This is a genomic window from Roseospira visakhapatnamensis, from assembly GCF_014197915.1.
Taxonomy (GTDB): domain Bacteria; phylum Pseudomonadota; class Alphaproteobacteria; order Rhodospirillales; family Rhodospirillaceae; genus Rhodospira; species Rhodospira visakhapatnamensis.
In genome coordinates, this window is record NZ_JACIGK010000027.1 from 1 (window position 1) to 14,553 (window position 14,553).

Consider the following 14,553-nt stretch of genomic DNA (forward strand, 5'->3'; position numbering starts at 1 on the left):
CTGAAAGAAGCGCTCGACAAAGTTATGCCAACAGAGTGCAGCAGCTATATGCGGCATTCCGGCTATGGCCCAACTTGATCTCGGATTACTCTAGGACGTGGGGGCCGGGCCGGTCCACCGCACCAGCATCGCCGTCAGGTCGTCGGCGCGCGGGGCGTCGCCGACCCAGGCATGCACGTCCGCCAGCAGCATGGACAGCGCCTCGTCCACCGTCCGGTCCGCGCCGAGGGCGTGCGTCGCGACATCGGTCAGGCGGTCCGACCCGTACACCGCGCCGGTCGGGCTCATGGCCTCGGTGATGCCGTCCGTGGTCAGCACCAGGGTCTGGCGCGGTCGCAGGGTGATCCGGGTTTCCTGGTAGTCGATGTCGTCCAGGAAACACAGCGCGGGTCCCCCGGCGGTGGTCACGACGGTGGCCTGGCCGCCATCGGCATCCACCAGCAGCGGCGGGCCATGGCCGGCATTGCACAGCGTGACCGTGCCGTCGCGCAGGTCCAGCACGCCCATCAGCGCGGTGCAGAACAGCATCTGGGGGTTTTCGCGGTCCAGGTCGCGGTTGGCCTGGCCGACGGCCGCAGCCGGCGAGCCCTTGGCGCCGTGGGCCGCGCTTTTGGACAGGGCCTTGCAGATGGCCATGAACAGGCTGGCCTGGATGCCCTTGCCGGAGACGTCGCCGACCACGAAGACCAGGCGATCGGCGTCGATGGGGAACAGGTCGTAGAGATCCCCGCCGACGGTGCGTGCCGGCTCCAGGGCGGCTGCGACGGCGACGCGCGGCTCCCTCGCCAGCACCCGGCGGGGATCGGGCAGCAAGGCCCGCTGGATGTCGCGCGCCGCGTTCATCTCGCCTTCAAGGCGGGCGCGGGCCTCGCTTTGGGTGCGCAGGTCGGCGGCCAGGCGCAGCTGCTCGCGCCGGCTCTCCGCCAGCCCGTTCGCCATCAGCACGGCCAGCACCAGCCCCTGGCCGACGGCCGGCAGGGTGCCGTCGATCAACAGGGCGGCCTGGGCGTGCGCCTGCTGGGCGCCGACCATGGTGGTCCCGGCGACCAGCACGAACAGCGGCCAGGTGTGCCGGACGTGCGGCCCCACCGCGCACAGCACCAGCGCGCCGCCGAGGCACAGGAGCGCCTCGATCCAGGGCACCCAGGCCGGGCGCCGCAGGGCGAGGCCCTGGACCAGCGCCTCCAGCGCCTGCATGTGCACCTCGACACCCGGGACTTCCGAATCAAGCGGCGTGCTGGCCAGGTCGCCGAGGCCGCTGGCCACCACCCCCACCAGCACCAGGCGCCCGGTGAACACCGAGGGATCGACGCTGCCGTCGAGGATGTCCACCGCCGACAGGTAGCGTTCGGGCGTCACGGGACCGAAGGGCACCCGGAACCCGCCGTCGCGGTCCAGGGGCACCGTCATCGGACCCAGGTGCAGGGAGCGCACGCCGCCCTCGGTGCTGGTCACGGTGGCGACGGGGTGTCCGATGACGATGCGGATCATCTCGGGCGCCAGGCCCAGGGCGATCTCGCCGTTCAGGTTGGCCAGGAACGGCAGGCGCCGGACCACGCCGTCGGCGCCCAGCAGCGGGTTGATGACGCCGTGGGCGGCGGCGCTGGTGGCGATCACCGCATGGCTGGCGATGGCGCTGTTGGCCTGGACCGCCAGGCGCCGATGGCTGTCCGGCCCCCGGCGCAGCACGGGGGTCAGGGGGGGGATGGCGTCGGGATTGGCCCAGCTTTCGGAGATGGCGGCGAAGCCCAGCACGGTCGGGGCCTTCGTCAGGGCCAGGGCCAGCAGGTGGTCGGTGTCGGGCGCGCCGCGCAGACCGTCCCGCAGCCGCGCGGGCAGGTCGGTGAGGGTTTCGGCCAGGGCCTTGGGCGACATGCGGTCCGGCTCGGCGAACAGCACGTCGACGCCGATCACGGTCGGGTCGGCCTGGGCGACGCGGTCCATCACCCGCGCGGTCAGCGACCGGGGCCAGGGCCATTGCCCCAGGGCGTCGAGGCTCTTGTCGTCCACCGCCACCACCACCACCGGGTCATCGACACGGGGCCGCGGCGACAGTGCCTGATAGAAATCGAACACGACGTTGCGCGGGATTGTCAGCACGCCCGGCTCCAGGGCCAGGACGGCGGCCAGCACCAGACCGAGGAGCGCGGCGGGCAGCCGTCCCCCGCGCCGCAAGAATGGCCGGCGCCGGGGGGGCGGATCCGGATCCGGGGTCGAGGCCGGGGCGGGGCCCGGATCGGCCGACCGTGGGGCGGCGGCCCGGTCAGATATCGAGGACGAGTCCGTCATGGGCCGTCACCACCTGCAGCGGGCGGCCACCGCCGCGATTGATTTCCTCGTAGCGCCGGGTCTGGTCCAGGATCCGGTCCAGCGTCGCGTCGTCGTGCATCGGCTCGTGGTGGAACAGAACCAGGCGCGAGACGCCCGCCATGCGGCACAGATCCACGCCGATGACGTTCGAGGAATGGCCCCAGTCCTCCTTCAGCGAGAACGTGTCGGCCAGCGAGTACATGGCGTCGAACACGACGGTGTGGGCGCCGGCCAGGCGGCGCACGAAGCCGTCCACCTCGGCCTTGTCGGCCATCTTGTGCTCGCTGTCGGTGGAGTAGACGACCGACCGGCCGTCTCGATCCACGCGATAGCCGAAGGACTCGCCGTCGTGGAGTTGCCGGAACGGTGTCACCGTGGCGCCGGCCACCGGCACGGGCTCGTCCGGGGTCAGGGTGATGAAGGCGATGTCCGCCTTGAACACCGAGAAGTCCACGGGAAACGACGGCTGCTCCTGTTGCCGGCGGAGCGCCATCTCCATGGTCTCGTGGCAGCCGTGAATGCGGATGCGGTTGCCGGGAATGAAGGCCGGCGCGAAGAAGGGGAAGGCGAGGATGTGGTCCCAATGCAGGTGGGAGAGGAAGATGTTGTAGGTCCGGGGGGTGCGGGCGCCGTGCCGGGCCAGGCAGTCGAGGCCGAAGCGGCGCGCCCCGCTACCCAGGTCGAACAGCAGGGACTCGGCATGGCCGGTGTCCACCTGGACGCAGGACGACTCACCCCCGTAGGTGCCCCGCAGGCCGAAGGGCAGCCGGGTGTCCAGGAACGCGTCCAGGTCGTCGGCCGGCGTCAGGCCGGCGCGCACCGCCGCCGCCACCGCGGCGCGCACCTTGCCGCGCACGCCCTGGGCGTTCAGGGCCGTGGGCAGGGAGCCGCGCGTGCCCCAGAAGACCACGCGCAGCGCCGGTTCGGTCCGATCGGCCGGGGCGTCGCCGTCCGGGGCGTCGCCGGGGTCACCTGGCGCCGGACGGGCCGTGTCGGAGGCGTCCTCGCCGATCAGGTAGGGCATGGCCTCGGCGCGGTCGGGAAACACCCGCAGCACCCGGTTGATGCCGGCGATCTCGAACACCTCGGCGACCAGATCGGCCAGGCCGCACAGGGCGATGCGCCGGCCGTCGGCGTGGAGCGTCTTGAAGCAGGCCACGATGGCCCGCAGGCCCATGCTGCTGGCATAGGGAACGGCGTGCAGGTCCACCAGGATGTGGCCGCCGTCGGCCTCCGCCTCCGCCAGCGCCGCGTCCAGCATGGGGGCGCTGTCCTGGTCGACGCGCCCCTCGGGGGTCACCACCGTGATGGTGCCCCGACGCGTGACGGTGATGTTCATGGGCCTTGTCTCCCTTTTCGTATCCACACGCCAGGAAAACCTTGCCTTCTCTTCCCTCGTCGACCTGTTCTCCGGCCGCCCTCTTGTGCCTTGGGGCCGGTGCCGGGTGCCCGCCGGTGCCGTGCCGGCGGGGTTCGTTCTTGGTCGGGCCTCCTCACTTCACCGGAAGATCATACACGCCATCCCAGTCCTCTCCCGGCGGAGTCCGGATCGCCGCCTCGACTCGCGGCAAAAGGGCGCGCGCCACCGGGTCTTGCGCCGCCAGATCGGCCAGCAGGGCGCGCGCTTCCGCGAAATCCCGCGCCCAGTAGCGGCTCAGCGCGCGTTCGTAGCGCCGGTGGGGGGCCTGCGCCTCTTCGTCGTCGGCGGCGGGGCCGCCGGTCGTCTCTCCCAGGGGTTCGTAAAGGGTGACGGCCTGCTGCCGGCCCTTGACGCGGATCTTGTCCACCAGGCGGAACCGCAGCGTCTCGGAGCACTGCTCGCGGGTCTTGTGGCTGACCAGGATGCGGCTGCCGAGTTGCTTGTTGGCGCTTTCCAGGCGCGCGGCCGTGTTGATGCCGTCGCCGATGACCGTGAAGCTGAGCCGGCGCTCGGCGCCGATGTTGCCCACCAGCATGGCGTCGCTGGAGACGCCGACGCGCAGGTCGAGGGATGGGGCGCCGGTGGCGCGGGTCATCTCCCGCGATAGGGCCATGACCGTCTCGCGGGCCTCCAGGGCGCCGCGGACGGCGCGGTCGGCGTGGTCGGGCTGATCGCCGAAGGTGCCGAAGGTGGCCACCACGGCGTCGCCCGAATACTGCGCCACGTAGCCGCCCTGTGCCTCCACCCTCTCGGCCACCGCGCCCAGCACCCGGTTGAGCAGCCGGCCCACCTCCTTGGGGTCGGCGAACTCCGACAGACTGGAGTAGTTGGCGATGTCGGCGATCCACACGGACAGGTCGCGGACCTCGCCGCCCCGGTCCAGAGAGCTTTCGTCCTCGGCGATCTTCTGGACCAGTTGCGGCGCCACGTAGCGTCCGAACGCCTCGCGCATGCGCTTGTGCTGGCGTTCCTCCAGCAGGTAGCGCACCGCGTAGGCGCCCAGCGCGGCCATCGCCAGCGCGCCCATGGGCAGGCCCAGCGGCAGCCACGTGCCGCCGACGAGGCCGACCAGGGCGGCGGCGCCCAGGATCGCCAGCCCGGCGGCGACCAGTCCCAGGGCCAGCCACAGTGGCGCATGGAGCACCGCCACGACCCCGGCGGCGCCGCTGACCCCGGCGACGACATGCCGGCTCCAGGCGGGGATCTCGCCGGGGGTCCGGCCGGTGAGCACGGCGTGGGCGGCGGCGGCATGCACGTGCACCCCGGGGACCGACAGCACCTTGGCATCCGACGCCGGGCGCGGCGTAAGCGCGCAGCCCGCATCCGGGTCGCCGGGCGTCCCGGCCGGCTGGAGCGCGGGCGCGGGGGCCTCCGGCGGCGCCAGGAACCGGGCGCTGGTCCACTTGCGGTCCTCGCTGGGAATGGTGCTGCCGAAGAACACCACGGTATCGGCGAAGGCGGCCGCCAGCGTCGCCGGGTCCGCCTTGGCGCAGCGCAGCACGTCCACCAGCGCGTAGGTGGGCAGGGCTTCGAGATGACGATCCGGGGCCAGCAACACCTGGCGCGGCAGGCTGGTTTCGCCCGCCCGCGCCAGCGCCGCGCCAGCCAGGGTGAACAGCGGCTTGGCGTCGTCCCGGGGAGCCAGGCGCAGCAGCGGCCGGGAGTCCCCGGGGGGCGGTGGCTGGAGCCAGTAGACCATGTTGACGCGGCGGATGATGCCGTCGCCGTCGGGGATCAGCTCCTGAATCCCCAAGCGTCCGGCCGGGCGAGCGGCCAGGGGACCCCAATAGGCGACGTCCGGCGCCACGGCGCGGTCACGCCCGAGCACCACCCGGGTCCCGTTGGCGGCCAGCGCGGTCTGGAAGCTGCGGTCCCAGCCGTCCAGGAACGCCCCGCCGCGAAAGGCGAAGACGAAGTCGAAGGCCAGCGCGCGCGCCCCGGCGGCGAACACGGCCTCGGTCAGGGCGCCGAACTGCGGTTGCATCATGGCGCGGGGACTGCTGGCCAGGTCCGGGGCCGCCAGGCTGCGCGGGTCGAGGGCGACCACCGCGACGGGTGATCTGTCTCGCGCGCGAGCCTCTTCGTCGGGCAGGAGGGCGGCCCGCCCCGTCACCACGGCATCCAGAAGCAGACCATCGAGACGCGAATGGGTGCCCATGGCGAGGCTCGCCAGGGCCGACAGAACCGCGCCGACCAGGACCGTCGCCAGTTTGTAGGGCCTGACCGTCATGGCCTGGACTCATCCTGCGGTGGCGGCGCCGGATCGCCGCGGGCGGGGCGTGCCGCCCGATCGCATCAGACCCGATCGCATCAGAACGGCATGGCCCGCAGGACGACACCACCCGGCACGCTCTCGCTTTCCAGGTCGAACGAGTCCGGGCATTCCGAGGCCTCGCGTTTCAGCACGGTTCCGCCCTTGTGGGTGATCACCTCGCCCAGCACCAGCATGCCGCCGGCCACGCGCACCAGGTCGCAGGTCTTCAGGTCGATGAACTCGATCTCCGCTTCATCGCTGAGGGCGATCTCCGTGCCTTCCGGCAGGGTGGTGTAGGCTTCCACCATCGGTTCGGTCGTGCCGATGGTGTCCAGCACCATGGCCGCCCCCGGCTGGTCCTGGCCCGGGGCCTGGCCCGGGTCTTGGGCCAGGGCCGGAGAGGCGGCCAGGGCCACGCTCGCGGCCAAGGCCAACGCGGCGATCCCGGGCGGGGTGCGGTGCGTCATCATGCGACTCCGTGCGTGATCGATCCGGCCGCCCGCGTCCAGGCCCGGATCATCGTGGGGCGTGACGCTGATCCTACCGCGTTGTCGCGGTCATGTCCGCTGTCACGTGGGCCGGCTTCGGACACCGGCGGTCCTGGTCAATGACGGTCGGTGCCAACGCCCGATCGGCCGCCACACCGTCGAGTCGGGGGATATCCGACCCACCGAGTCGCCCTTCGCCCGACTCGGGGCGAGTCCGCGTCGCCGGGACGGAGGACCCCGATTTCAGAGGGTTGCGGAGGATGCTGGACAGACAAGCGCCCCCGTCATACCAGAAGGCGGTGGTGTCGCACCCTGGGTGATCAAAGGCTTGGAGGCCGTGTGGCCTCCTGGTCCGGACGGTCCGGGCGATCACCGGGACCTCCGGCCGACGATGGCGAGGGGACCGGGGTGAGATGTCCTGAGAAACTGGGGGAGAGGCGCGACGTCATCGTCGAATGGACCAAACGGTCGCCGGAACCGGCGCCCGGGTCGTCGGCCATCGCCACGGGTCTTGTCACGTTCTGGAAGGGGTGGGGAAACCATGCGATCCAAGCTGTTGCGGTACACGGCCATCGCTGTTGTCGGGGCGGGCTTGCTGTCAGCCTGTCAGACCACGGGGTCAAACAAGTACGGTTACGACTACTCGGCCGATGTCTGTAAGGTGCAGCGCGACCGGCTTCTGGAACAGCAGGACTACTTCGCCGAGGACCTGATCAAGGGTGTGGTCGGCGGTGCCGCCGTGGGCGCGCTGGCCGGTGTGCTGGGGGCCGCCATCACCGGTGGCGACATCGGCGAGGGGGCGGCCATCGGCGCGATCAGCGGGGCCGTGGCCGGCGCCGGCGCGGCCTACTTCAACCATGTGCTGAAGGAGTCCGGCAACCAGTCGCGCCTGCTCAGCACCATCCTGCTGGACATGGAATCCGATGCCGAGCGCCTGGCGCGGACCCAGCGGGCGCTGGATGCCCTGATCGCCTGCCGTCGCGGCGAGGCCCAGACCATCCGCGCCAACGTGCGCGCCGGCACCATCGACGCGGCCACCGGCCGGACCCAGATGGCGACGCTGAACAAGAAGCTGCGCGAGGACCTGCGGGTGGCGCGCGAAATCAACGGCAACGTCGCCGAGCGCCGCACCGAGTTCCGCGTCGCCGCCGTGCAGGTGGGTGCGGTGCCCGGCAGCCGGCCCCCGCCGCGCACCTCGGTCAGCAGCGCGCCGCCGGCCGCCGCCACCGCCGCGCGGCCAACCGTGCAGGTGACCGCCGAGAACAAGCCCACGCAGGCGAAGATCGGACAGACCTACACCACGCTGGAAAAGCGCAGCGTGGCGGTGGACAGCAAGGTGACCGAACTGGCCTCGCTGGAGCAAAGCACGGCCGGGGATGGCGGGTTCAGCACGAGCTGGCTGCCCGGCGCGCCGGCCATCAGTCTGGCCGTGACGCCGATGCCCGCCAAGGTCGGCGCCTGCGGGGTCTGCTCCGGGTCGTGAGCCTGGCCTCCCGGTCGTCCCGGGTCCGCGTCCCGCCGGCAACGGCCGGGGCGCGGCCGGGATGGCGGGCGCGGACGGACGCGCGCGACGCGCGGGATCGACACAAAAAGTCCTCAATGATGGGGATATCGTGGTGTCTGTGACGGTCAAGGGCCGGCGGGTGCGCGGTGGAGACGGCAAACCAGGGGGGGCTGGTATGGCGGTCGGTGAACAAGGGCGCGCGGCGCGTGGATTTGACGGGATCGTGATCCCTCGCGGGGGGCGGTGGTGGCTTCTCTCGCGGCCGTGGGGTCCGGTCCCTGTGCTGCGCCTGGTTCCCCTGTTGGTCCTGCTGCTGGCCGTCGCGCCGGTGGCCCTGGCCCAGACCCAAGGCAAGTCCAAGACGCAGTCGGAGACACCAACGCCGGCAGGGACACAGACGCCGGTGTCCCTCTCGGCGCCGCCGGCCGAGGATCCCTTGCCTCCCGGCCTTCCGGGCGACCCCTTCCTGGTGCTGGATACCGGCATGCACACGGCGCCGGTCAGCGATCTCGTGGTGGACGCGGCCAACGGGCTGGTGGCCACCGCCGCGCTCGACAAGACCGTGCGGCTCTGGGACCTGGAGACCGGCCACCTGACCGGCCGCCTGACCGTGCCGTTGGGCGAGGGGCCGGAGGGCATCCTCCATAGCCTGGCCGTCGCCCCCGATGGCGGGCGCATGATCGCCGGCGGCTTCACCGGCTTCAGCTGGGACGACGGCGCTTTCAGCCTGTACACCTGGGGGTTGCCCGACCGGCGGATGATGCGCCTGAAGAACCTTCAGGCGGCCATCGCCCACCTGCGCTATCGCCCCGACGGCGAAATCTTCGTGGTCGGTTTTCTGTCCGGCGAGGGCATCGGCGTGTTCTCCAGCGGCGGACAGTACCTGGGCCAGGACCGCGACTATGACGGCGCGGCGGTGCGCCAGATCGCCTTCGCCGACGACGGACGGCTGGCGGTGAGCAGCGACGACGGCGTGGTCCGCCTGTACGACCGGGATCTGGCGGTGATCGCCAAGCGTGTCCTGGACGGCCCGGGGGTGCCCTTCGGGCTGTCGTTCTCCCCCCAGTCCGATGTCCTCGCCGTGGGCTTCTCGGGCGCCGCGCGGGTGGACCTTCTCGACGGCGCCACCCTGAAGAGCCGCGCCGGCCCCCCGCCGCCGCCCGGTGCCTCCGGCGATACCCCGTTGGTGCAGTGGATCACCGACGGCGGACGCCCGCTGGTGGTCGCCGCCGGAACCCGTGCCAGCGCCGACGGAGACAGTCTCGCCGTCGCCTATGATCCCGGCGCGGGCGCCTGGACGTGGAGCGTCGATATCGGCCGGGACTCGGCCTCGGCCCTGGCGGCGCGGCCGGGCGGCGGCCTGGTGTTCGCCACCGCCGATCCGGCCTGGGGGCAGGTGTCGGGCGACGGCCGCCTGCAGGTGCTCCATCAGGCCGGCATCGCCGACTTCCGCGATGTGGCCGACGGCACCTTCGGGCTGTCCGCCGATGGCCGGCGGTTGGTGATCGGCACCCGCCAGGGCGGCGTCGATCCGGTGACCCTCGACCTGGACCGGGGACGCGTGACCCCGGGCGGCGCCATGGACGCCGGCCTGCGCGGCCCCGACCTCAGTCTGCCGGCCGACTCCGAGGCCGACTGGCGCAACCGCACCGATCCCGTGTTCGGCCGCGTCGCCGTGGCCCTGGACCCGGGCGAGGCCGCCCGCAGCGCCGCGCGCCTGTCCGGGGGCGGCTATGTCCTGGGCAGCGACTTCACCCTGCGGCTGTTCGATGCCCGGGGCGCCGAGCGCGCGCGCAAGGACATTCCGGCCGCCGCCTATGGCGTGATCCCGGCCCGCGAGGCCCCCGTGGTGGTGGCCGCCCTGGGGGATGGCACGGTGCGCTGGTACTCGCTGGCGCCGGGCGACGATCTGGCCGAACTCGCGGCGGTCTTCTACCACGGCACGTCGCGGCGCTGGGTGGTGTGGACGCCCGAGGGCTTTTTCGCTCACTCCCCCGGCGGTGGACAGGATCTGGTGAGCCATGTGCTCAACCGCACCAAGGCCAAGAGCCCGCTGGTGGTGGACTTCGCCCAGGTCTATCGCCTGTTCCACCGTCCGGATCTGGTGTGGGCCTATCTCGCCGATCCGGCGGGCCAGCGCGACCGGCTGCGCGTCGCGCGGGCGGAGGTCGGCGATCTGCGCCAGTTGATGCGCCAGGCGCCCACGCCGGAGGTGGCCCTGGTGGCCCTGTGCGAGCCGACCACCGACGAGCGCACGCGCGGCTTCGTGCCGGTCGCGGTGTCGGCGAACGGAGCGACCCGGCCCGCCGCCGGTGGCAAGCCCCAGGGAGCCGGGACCGCGACCGCGCGTTGCCGGCCACCGGCGACCCTGACCCGGGCCTTTCGCCGCACCGGAGACCAGCGCTCCGAGGCGGTGGCCGCCGCCGCCGGCGAGACCTCCCTGGGTGTCCTGACCCTGGCGCCGGGGCAGGCGCGCGTGGGGCTGCGCTTCTCGGTCACCGACACCGGGGCCGGCATCGGCGCGATCGACGTGTTCCATGACGGGCGCAACGTGGGACGCGCCACCGCGACCACCCGCGCCTTCCGGCGCACCGGGCACGCCCAGCCGACGGCCGGGCCGGCGGCCGCGACCCATCGTCCGTCCGCCGCCGGGGGGGCGGGGGACGGTGAGGGTCCGCTCGTTCTGGAACGCGAGGTGGCCCTGGTGCCGGGTGTCAATCCCATCGAGATCCGCGCCTACAACGCCGCCGGTGTCTATGGCAAGGCGACCGTCACCCTGATGGTGCCCGATGCCCCCGAGGACAGCGCGCCGGCCGTCCCGGCCGCGCCGCCGGAGCGCCTGTGGCTGGTGTCCGTGGGGGTCAACGACTACGCCAACGATGCCAACGACCTGGCCTTCGCGGTGCCGGACGCGCGCGCGGTGGCCGCCGAGATCGGCACCCGCGCCGGTCCGTTCTATGACAGCGTCGAGGTGGTGGAACTGTACGACGAGGACGCCACGCGCCCGCGTCTGGAGGCCGCCCTGGCCGATCTGGCGGGTTCGGTCGAGCGCTCGGACAGCGTGATCCTGTACCTCGCCGGGCATGGCATGACCAACGACGACGGCCTGTACCAGTTCCTCACGCCGGAGGCGTTCACGGTCGAGGGCGAGACCGGCCTGGACCAGAACCGGCTGGTGGAGCTTCTGGGCGAGATCAACGCCGGCCGCAAGATGGTGTTCCTGGACACCTGCCACGGGGGCGCTTTCGAGGTCGGCACCATCTCCGGCAACCTGTACAACGAAACCGGCAACTTCATCCTGGCCGCCGCCGCCAGCCAGGAAGAGGCGCTCGACTCCTACGACGGGTCCAACGGCGTGTTCGCGCATGCCATCCTGTCGGGCCTGCGCGGCTATGCCGCCGTGGGCCGCGAGCGCACCGTCAGCGCGCTCACCCTGGGCGAGTTCGTGCGCGAGGAGGTGAGCCACCTGGCCGCCGAGAAGGGCCACGCGCAGCGCGCCGTGTTCCAGGGCGACGATACCAACCGCTTCCCCTTGGGCAAGGCCGACGATCCATGATGCGCCCTCCGTCCCCTCCGCGATCCCGCCTGTCGATGACCGCCGTCGCGCTGGTCGCCTCGGCGACGGCCCTGGCTGCCGGCCTCGCGCCCGCCGTGGCCTGGTCGGCCGACCGGGCGCTGTTCATCGGCATCGACGACTACGCCTTCGATCCCCTGGACCTGCCGCCGGAGTCCTCGACCCGCGATTCGCGCGCGCTCGCCGATCTGGCCCGCGACCACCTGGGGTTCCCGGCCGATGGCATCCGCCTTCTGGAGAACGAGGAGGCCACCCACGACGGCATTCTCCAGGCCATCGACGACTGGCTGATCGCCGGCACTCAGCCGGGCGACCGGGTGATCCTGGCCTATTCCGGCCACGGCACGCATGTGGACGACGATGACGCGGACGAGGCCGACGGCCAGGACGAGGCCCTGGTGCCCTGGGACACGGGGCTCGATCCGGCCACCGGCGCGCCGGTCAACCTGCTGCGCGACGACCTGCTGCGGGCGCGCCTGACCCGGCTTCGGGACCGGGACGTGCTGGTGCTGGTCGATTCCTGCCACTCGGGAACCATGACGCGGGCCTCCGGCGCGCCCGACGATCCGGATCGCGTGATCACCCGCGACGCCGTGGGCCTGCGCGAGGCGGCGCGGCGTGCCGGCGCGTCCATGGAACCGGCCGGGGGCGGCGGGGTCGCGCCCGGCGTCCCGACCCGCGCCGCCGGCGGCAAGACGGTAGGTGGAGGCGAGGGCGAGGGCGAGGGCGAGGGCGAGGGCGAGGGCGAGGGGCTGGTGCCCATCGAGTCCATGACCCACGCGCGCGTGTTCTCCGCCGCCGCCGCCCACGAGGTAGCCTACGTCGACCCCGGCGTGACACCCCAGCAGGGCGTCTTCACCCGCGCCCTGATCAGCGCCGTGGCCGAGGGCGCCGCCGACAGCAACGGCAATGGCATCCTCAGCAATGCCGAGGTGCTGATGCACCTGCGCCGGGAGTCTCAGGGGTTCTGTCGGCGCACCCGCCAGTGTCCCAGCCTGACGCCGACGCTGGAGACCGCCAGCGCCTTGATTGGCCGCGATTTCCGGAGCGGAGCGCAGGCCGACGACCGCCAGCAGGCGACCACCGACCGGCTGGCGTCCGCGCCCTCGGCCGACCTGACCCTGACCATCGAGCCCGCCGAGACCGCCCATCTGGGCGATCACGTGCGCTTCCACGTCACCTCCTCCATGGACGGACACCTGGTGGTGCTGGACATGAACGCCGCCGGCGAGGTGGTGCAGCTCTACCCCAACATGTTCTCCACCGCGTCCGGCGGCACCAGCACCATCGACGCCGGCCAGACCATCACCATCCCCGATGACTCCTACGGGTTCGTCTTCGAGGCGCTGCCGCCGGTGGGCCGGGGCACCCTGGTGGCCATCGTCAGCAGCGCGCCCCTGGCCCTGGACGGGTTGCTGGAAGAGAACGACCGTCTTGGGACCATCGCCGATCCGGATGCCTATGTGGATCGCCTGGCGAGCGCCCTGTTGTCGGGCGCCGCCGGACCCGGAAGTGGCCCCAAGGGCAAGGAGTCGCCCGGTGACCTCTCGTGGGGCTACACCACCGCGGCCTATGCCATCGAACCCTGATGAACCCCGAGGCGCATGACCATGGACAGCACGGTTTCCGCCCAGCCTGGATACGCGGTCCGGCCCGCCGGTCCCCGCCTGACGCGTGCCCGGGCGCCGGTGGCGGCGCTGGTCCTGGCGGTGGCCGCCTGGGTGGGGAGTGGGCCGGGCGGGATGGGGATGGCCCGGGCCGCCGAGGCATCGCCGGCCGGGACCATGCCAGCCCCGGAGACCGAGACGGGAACCGTGAGCGCCGCCATGGACCGGCTGGGCTGGCGGCTGGTGTCCAGCCTGGGAACGGAGGACGCCGGGGCCAACGTGCTCGTGTCGCCCTGGGGCCTGGCCAGCGTCATGGCGGTGCTGGACATGGGGGCCACGGGGACGACACGGGGCGCCTTGACCGAAGCCTGGACCGGCCGTGCCCAGGCCGCCGGCGCGGTGCTGGCCTCCATGAGCACCCTGCGCGGCCAGGTCAGCGGGGCGGACCGTGGCGACACCGAAACCGAAGCCGAAGCCGAAACCGATACGGGGGCCGAGCGGGCCTTCGCCGATGCCAACGGCATCTGGATCGCCGAGCCGATGGCGGTCCAGGCGCCCGTGGCCGAGGCCGCCGAGGCCGCCCTGGGGGTCCAGGTGGCCAGCGTGGACTTCACCGACCCGGCCACCGTCGCCGCCCTGAACGCCTGGGCGACCGCGCGCACCGATGGCGCCATTCCGGTCCTGCTGGCCCGCGCCGATCCCGCGCGCCAGGCGGTGGTGGCCAACGGGCTGCACTTCGCCGCGCCCTGGACCCATCCCTTCGCCCGGGCCCAGTCTCACGACGGTACCTTTGTCACCGAGGCCGGGGACCGTCTGCCCGTGACCTTCATGCGGGGCGTGCTGCCCGACCTGATGGTGGAACGGACGGTCCGGTATGACCGCGTCGCGCTGCCGCTGGCCGGGGGCGACGTGCTGCTGCGCCTGACCCGGCCCACCGATGGCCATACCCTGGAGCAGGCCCTGTCCGACATCCGGGCGGCGGCGTCCGGGGACGCACCGGCCGCAAGCCCGCGTCGCGTGGACCTGACGTTGCCGCGCTTCGCCGTCACCGCCGGCGGCGACCTGACCCCGGCCCTGCGCGCCGCCGGGCTGGGCCTGCTGTTCGACGGCAGCGGCGACTTCTCCGACCTGGCGCCCGGCCTGACCCGCTTCGACAGCCTCAGCCAGCGGGTCCGGCTGTCGGTCGACGAGGCGGGCCTGGAGGCGGCCGCGCTGACCGTGGCGTCCAGCACGCGCGGCCTGCCCAAGGAGGCCGACCTGATCCTGGCATTCGACCGGCCGTTCCTGGTGGACCTGGTGCATGAACCCTCGGGCGCGGTGCTGCTCTGCGGGGCCGTGCATCGGCCCGGCGAGGACGCGCCGGGGGATCCATGACACACCGCGAGACTTCTCCCCA

The 14,553-nt window shown here is 72.6% G+C and carries 8 protein-coding genes; 4 read left to right on the forward strand and 4 right to left on the reverse strand.

The window, feature by feature from the left end; genetic code table 11:
* Positions 1 to 90: 90 nt before the first annotated feature.
* The 4 genes from GGD89_RS15275 to GGD89_RS15290 form a co-directional block, all read right to left on the reverse strand.
* Positions 91 to 2,175, reverse strand: a complete 2,085-nt coding sequence (locus GGD89_RS15275; RefSeq protein ID WP_184046836.1) for a CHASE2 domain-containing protein — start codon at positions 2,173 to 2,175, stop codon at positions 91 to 93.
* Positions 2,176 to 2,263: 88 nt separating this feature from the next.
* The gene (locus GGD89_RS15280) at positions 2,264 to 3,649 is read right to left on the reverse strand and encodes an anti-sigma factor antagonist (protein WP_184046838.1); all 1,386 of its coding nucleotides are present in this window, start codon (positions 3,647 to 3,649) and stop codon (positions 2,264 to 2,266) included.
* 154 nt (positions 3,650 to 3,803) lie between these two features.
* Positions 3,804 to 5,960, reverse strand: coding sequence for a CHASE2 domain-containing protein (locus GGD89_RS15285; protein WP_184046840.1), 2,157 nt, complete (start codon positions 5,958 to 5,960; stop codon positions 3,804 to 3,806).
* Positions 5,961 to 6,040: 80 nt separating this feature from the next.
* A complete protein-coding gene (locus tag GGD89_RS15290; protein WP_184046842.1) occupies positions 6,041 to 6,451 on the reverse strand; it encodes a hypothetical protein in 411 nt (136 codons plus the stop codon).
* 562 nt (positions 6,452 to 7,013) lie between these two features.
* Here GGD89_RS15290 and GGD89_RS15295 point away from each other — a divergent pair.
* The 4 genes from GGD89_RS15295 (at position 7,014) to GGD89_RS15310 (ending at position 14,531) form a co-directional block, all read left to right on the forward strand.
* Positions 7,014 to 7,955 (forward strand): hypothetical protein, encoded by a 942-nt coding sequence (locus GGD89_RS15295; RefSeq protein WP_184046844.1) that lies wholly within the window; start codon positions 7,014 to 7,016, stop codon positions 7,953 to 7,955.
* A gap of 301 nt (positions 7,956 to 8,256) precedes the next feature.
* Positions 8,257 to 11,532: a caspase family protein gene (locus GGD89_RS15300; protein WP_184046847.1), complete on the forward strand. Its 3,276-nt coding sequence runs from the start codon at positions 8,257 to 8,259 to the stop codon at positions 11,530 to 11,532.
* Between the two features lie 35 nt (positions 11,533 to 11,567).
* On the forward strand, positions 11,568 to 13,139 hold the full coding sequence (locus GGD89_RS15305; RefSeq protein WP_184046849.1) for a caspase family protein: 1,572 nt from the start codon (positions 11,568 to 11,570) through the stop codon (positions 13,137 to 13,139).
* 15 nt (positions 13,140 to 13,154) lie between these two features.
* Positions 13,155 to 14,531 carry a serpin family protein gene (locus GGD89_RS15310; protein ID WP_184046851.1) on the forward strand — a complete coding sequence of 459 codons (1,377 nt, stop codon included), beginning with the start codon at positions 13,155 to 13,157 and terminating at the stop codon, positions 14,529 to 14,531.
* Positions 14,532 to 14,553 lie beyond the last annotated feature (22 nt).

Bases quoted from the DNA above. Each gene is read 5' to 3' on its own strand.
- GGD89_RS15310 (WP_184046851.1), top strand. From the start codon at position 13,155: ATGACCATGGACAGCACGGTTTCCGCCCAGCCTGGATACGCGGTCCGG.
- GGD89_RS15290 (WP_184046842.1), bottom strand. From the start codon at position 6,451: ATGACGCACCGCACCCCGCCCGGGATCGCCGCGTTGGCCTTGGCCGCG.
- GGD89_RS15285 (WP_184046840.1), bottom strand. From the start codon at position 5,960: ATGACGGTCAGGCCCTACAAACTGGCGACGGTCCTGGTCGGCGCGGTT.
- GGD89_RS15305 (WP_184046849.1), top strand. From the start codon at position 11,568: ATGACCGCCGTCGCGCTGGTCGCCTCGGCGACGGCCCTGGCTGCCGGC.
- GGD89_RS15280 (WP_184046838.1), bottom strand. From the start codon at position 3,649: ATGAACATCACCGTCACGCGTCGGGGCACCATCACGGTGGTGACCCCC.
- GGD89_RS15295 (WP_184046844.1), top strand. From the start codon at position 7,014: ATGCGATCCAAGCTGTTGCGGTACACGGCCATCGCTGTTGTCGGGGCG.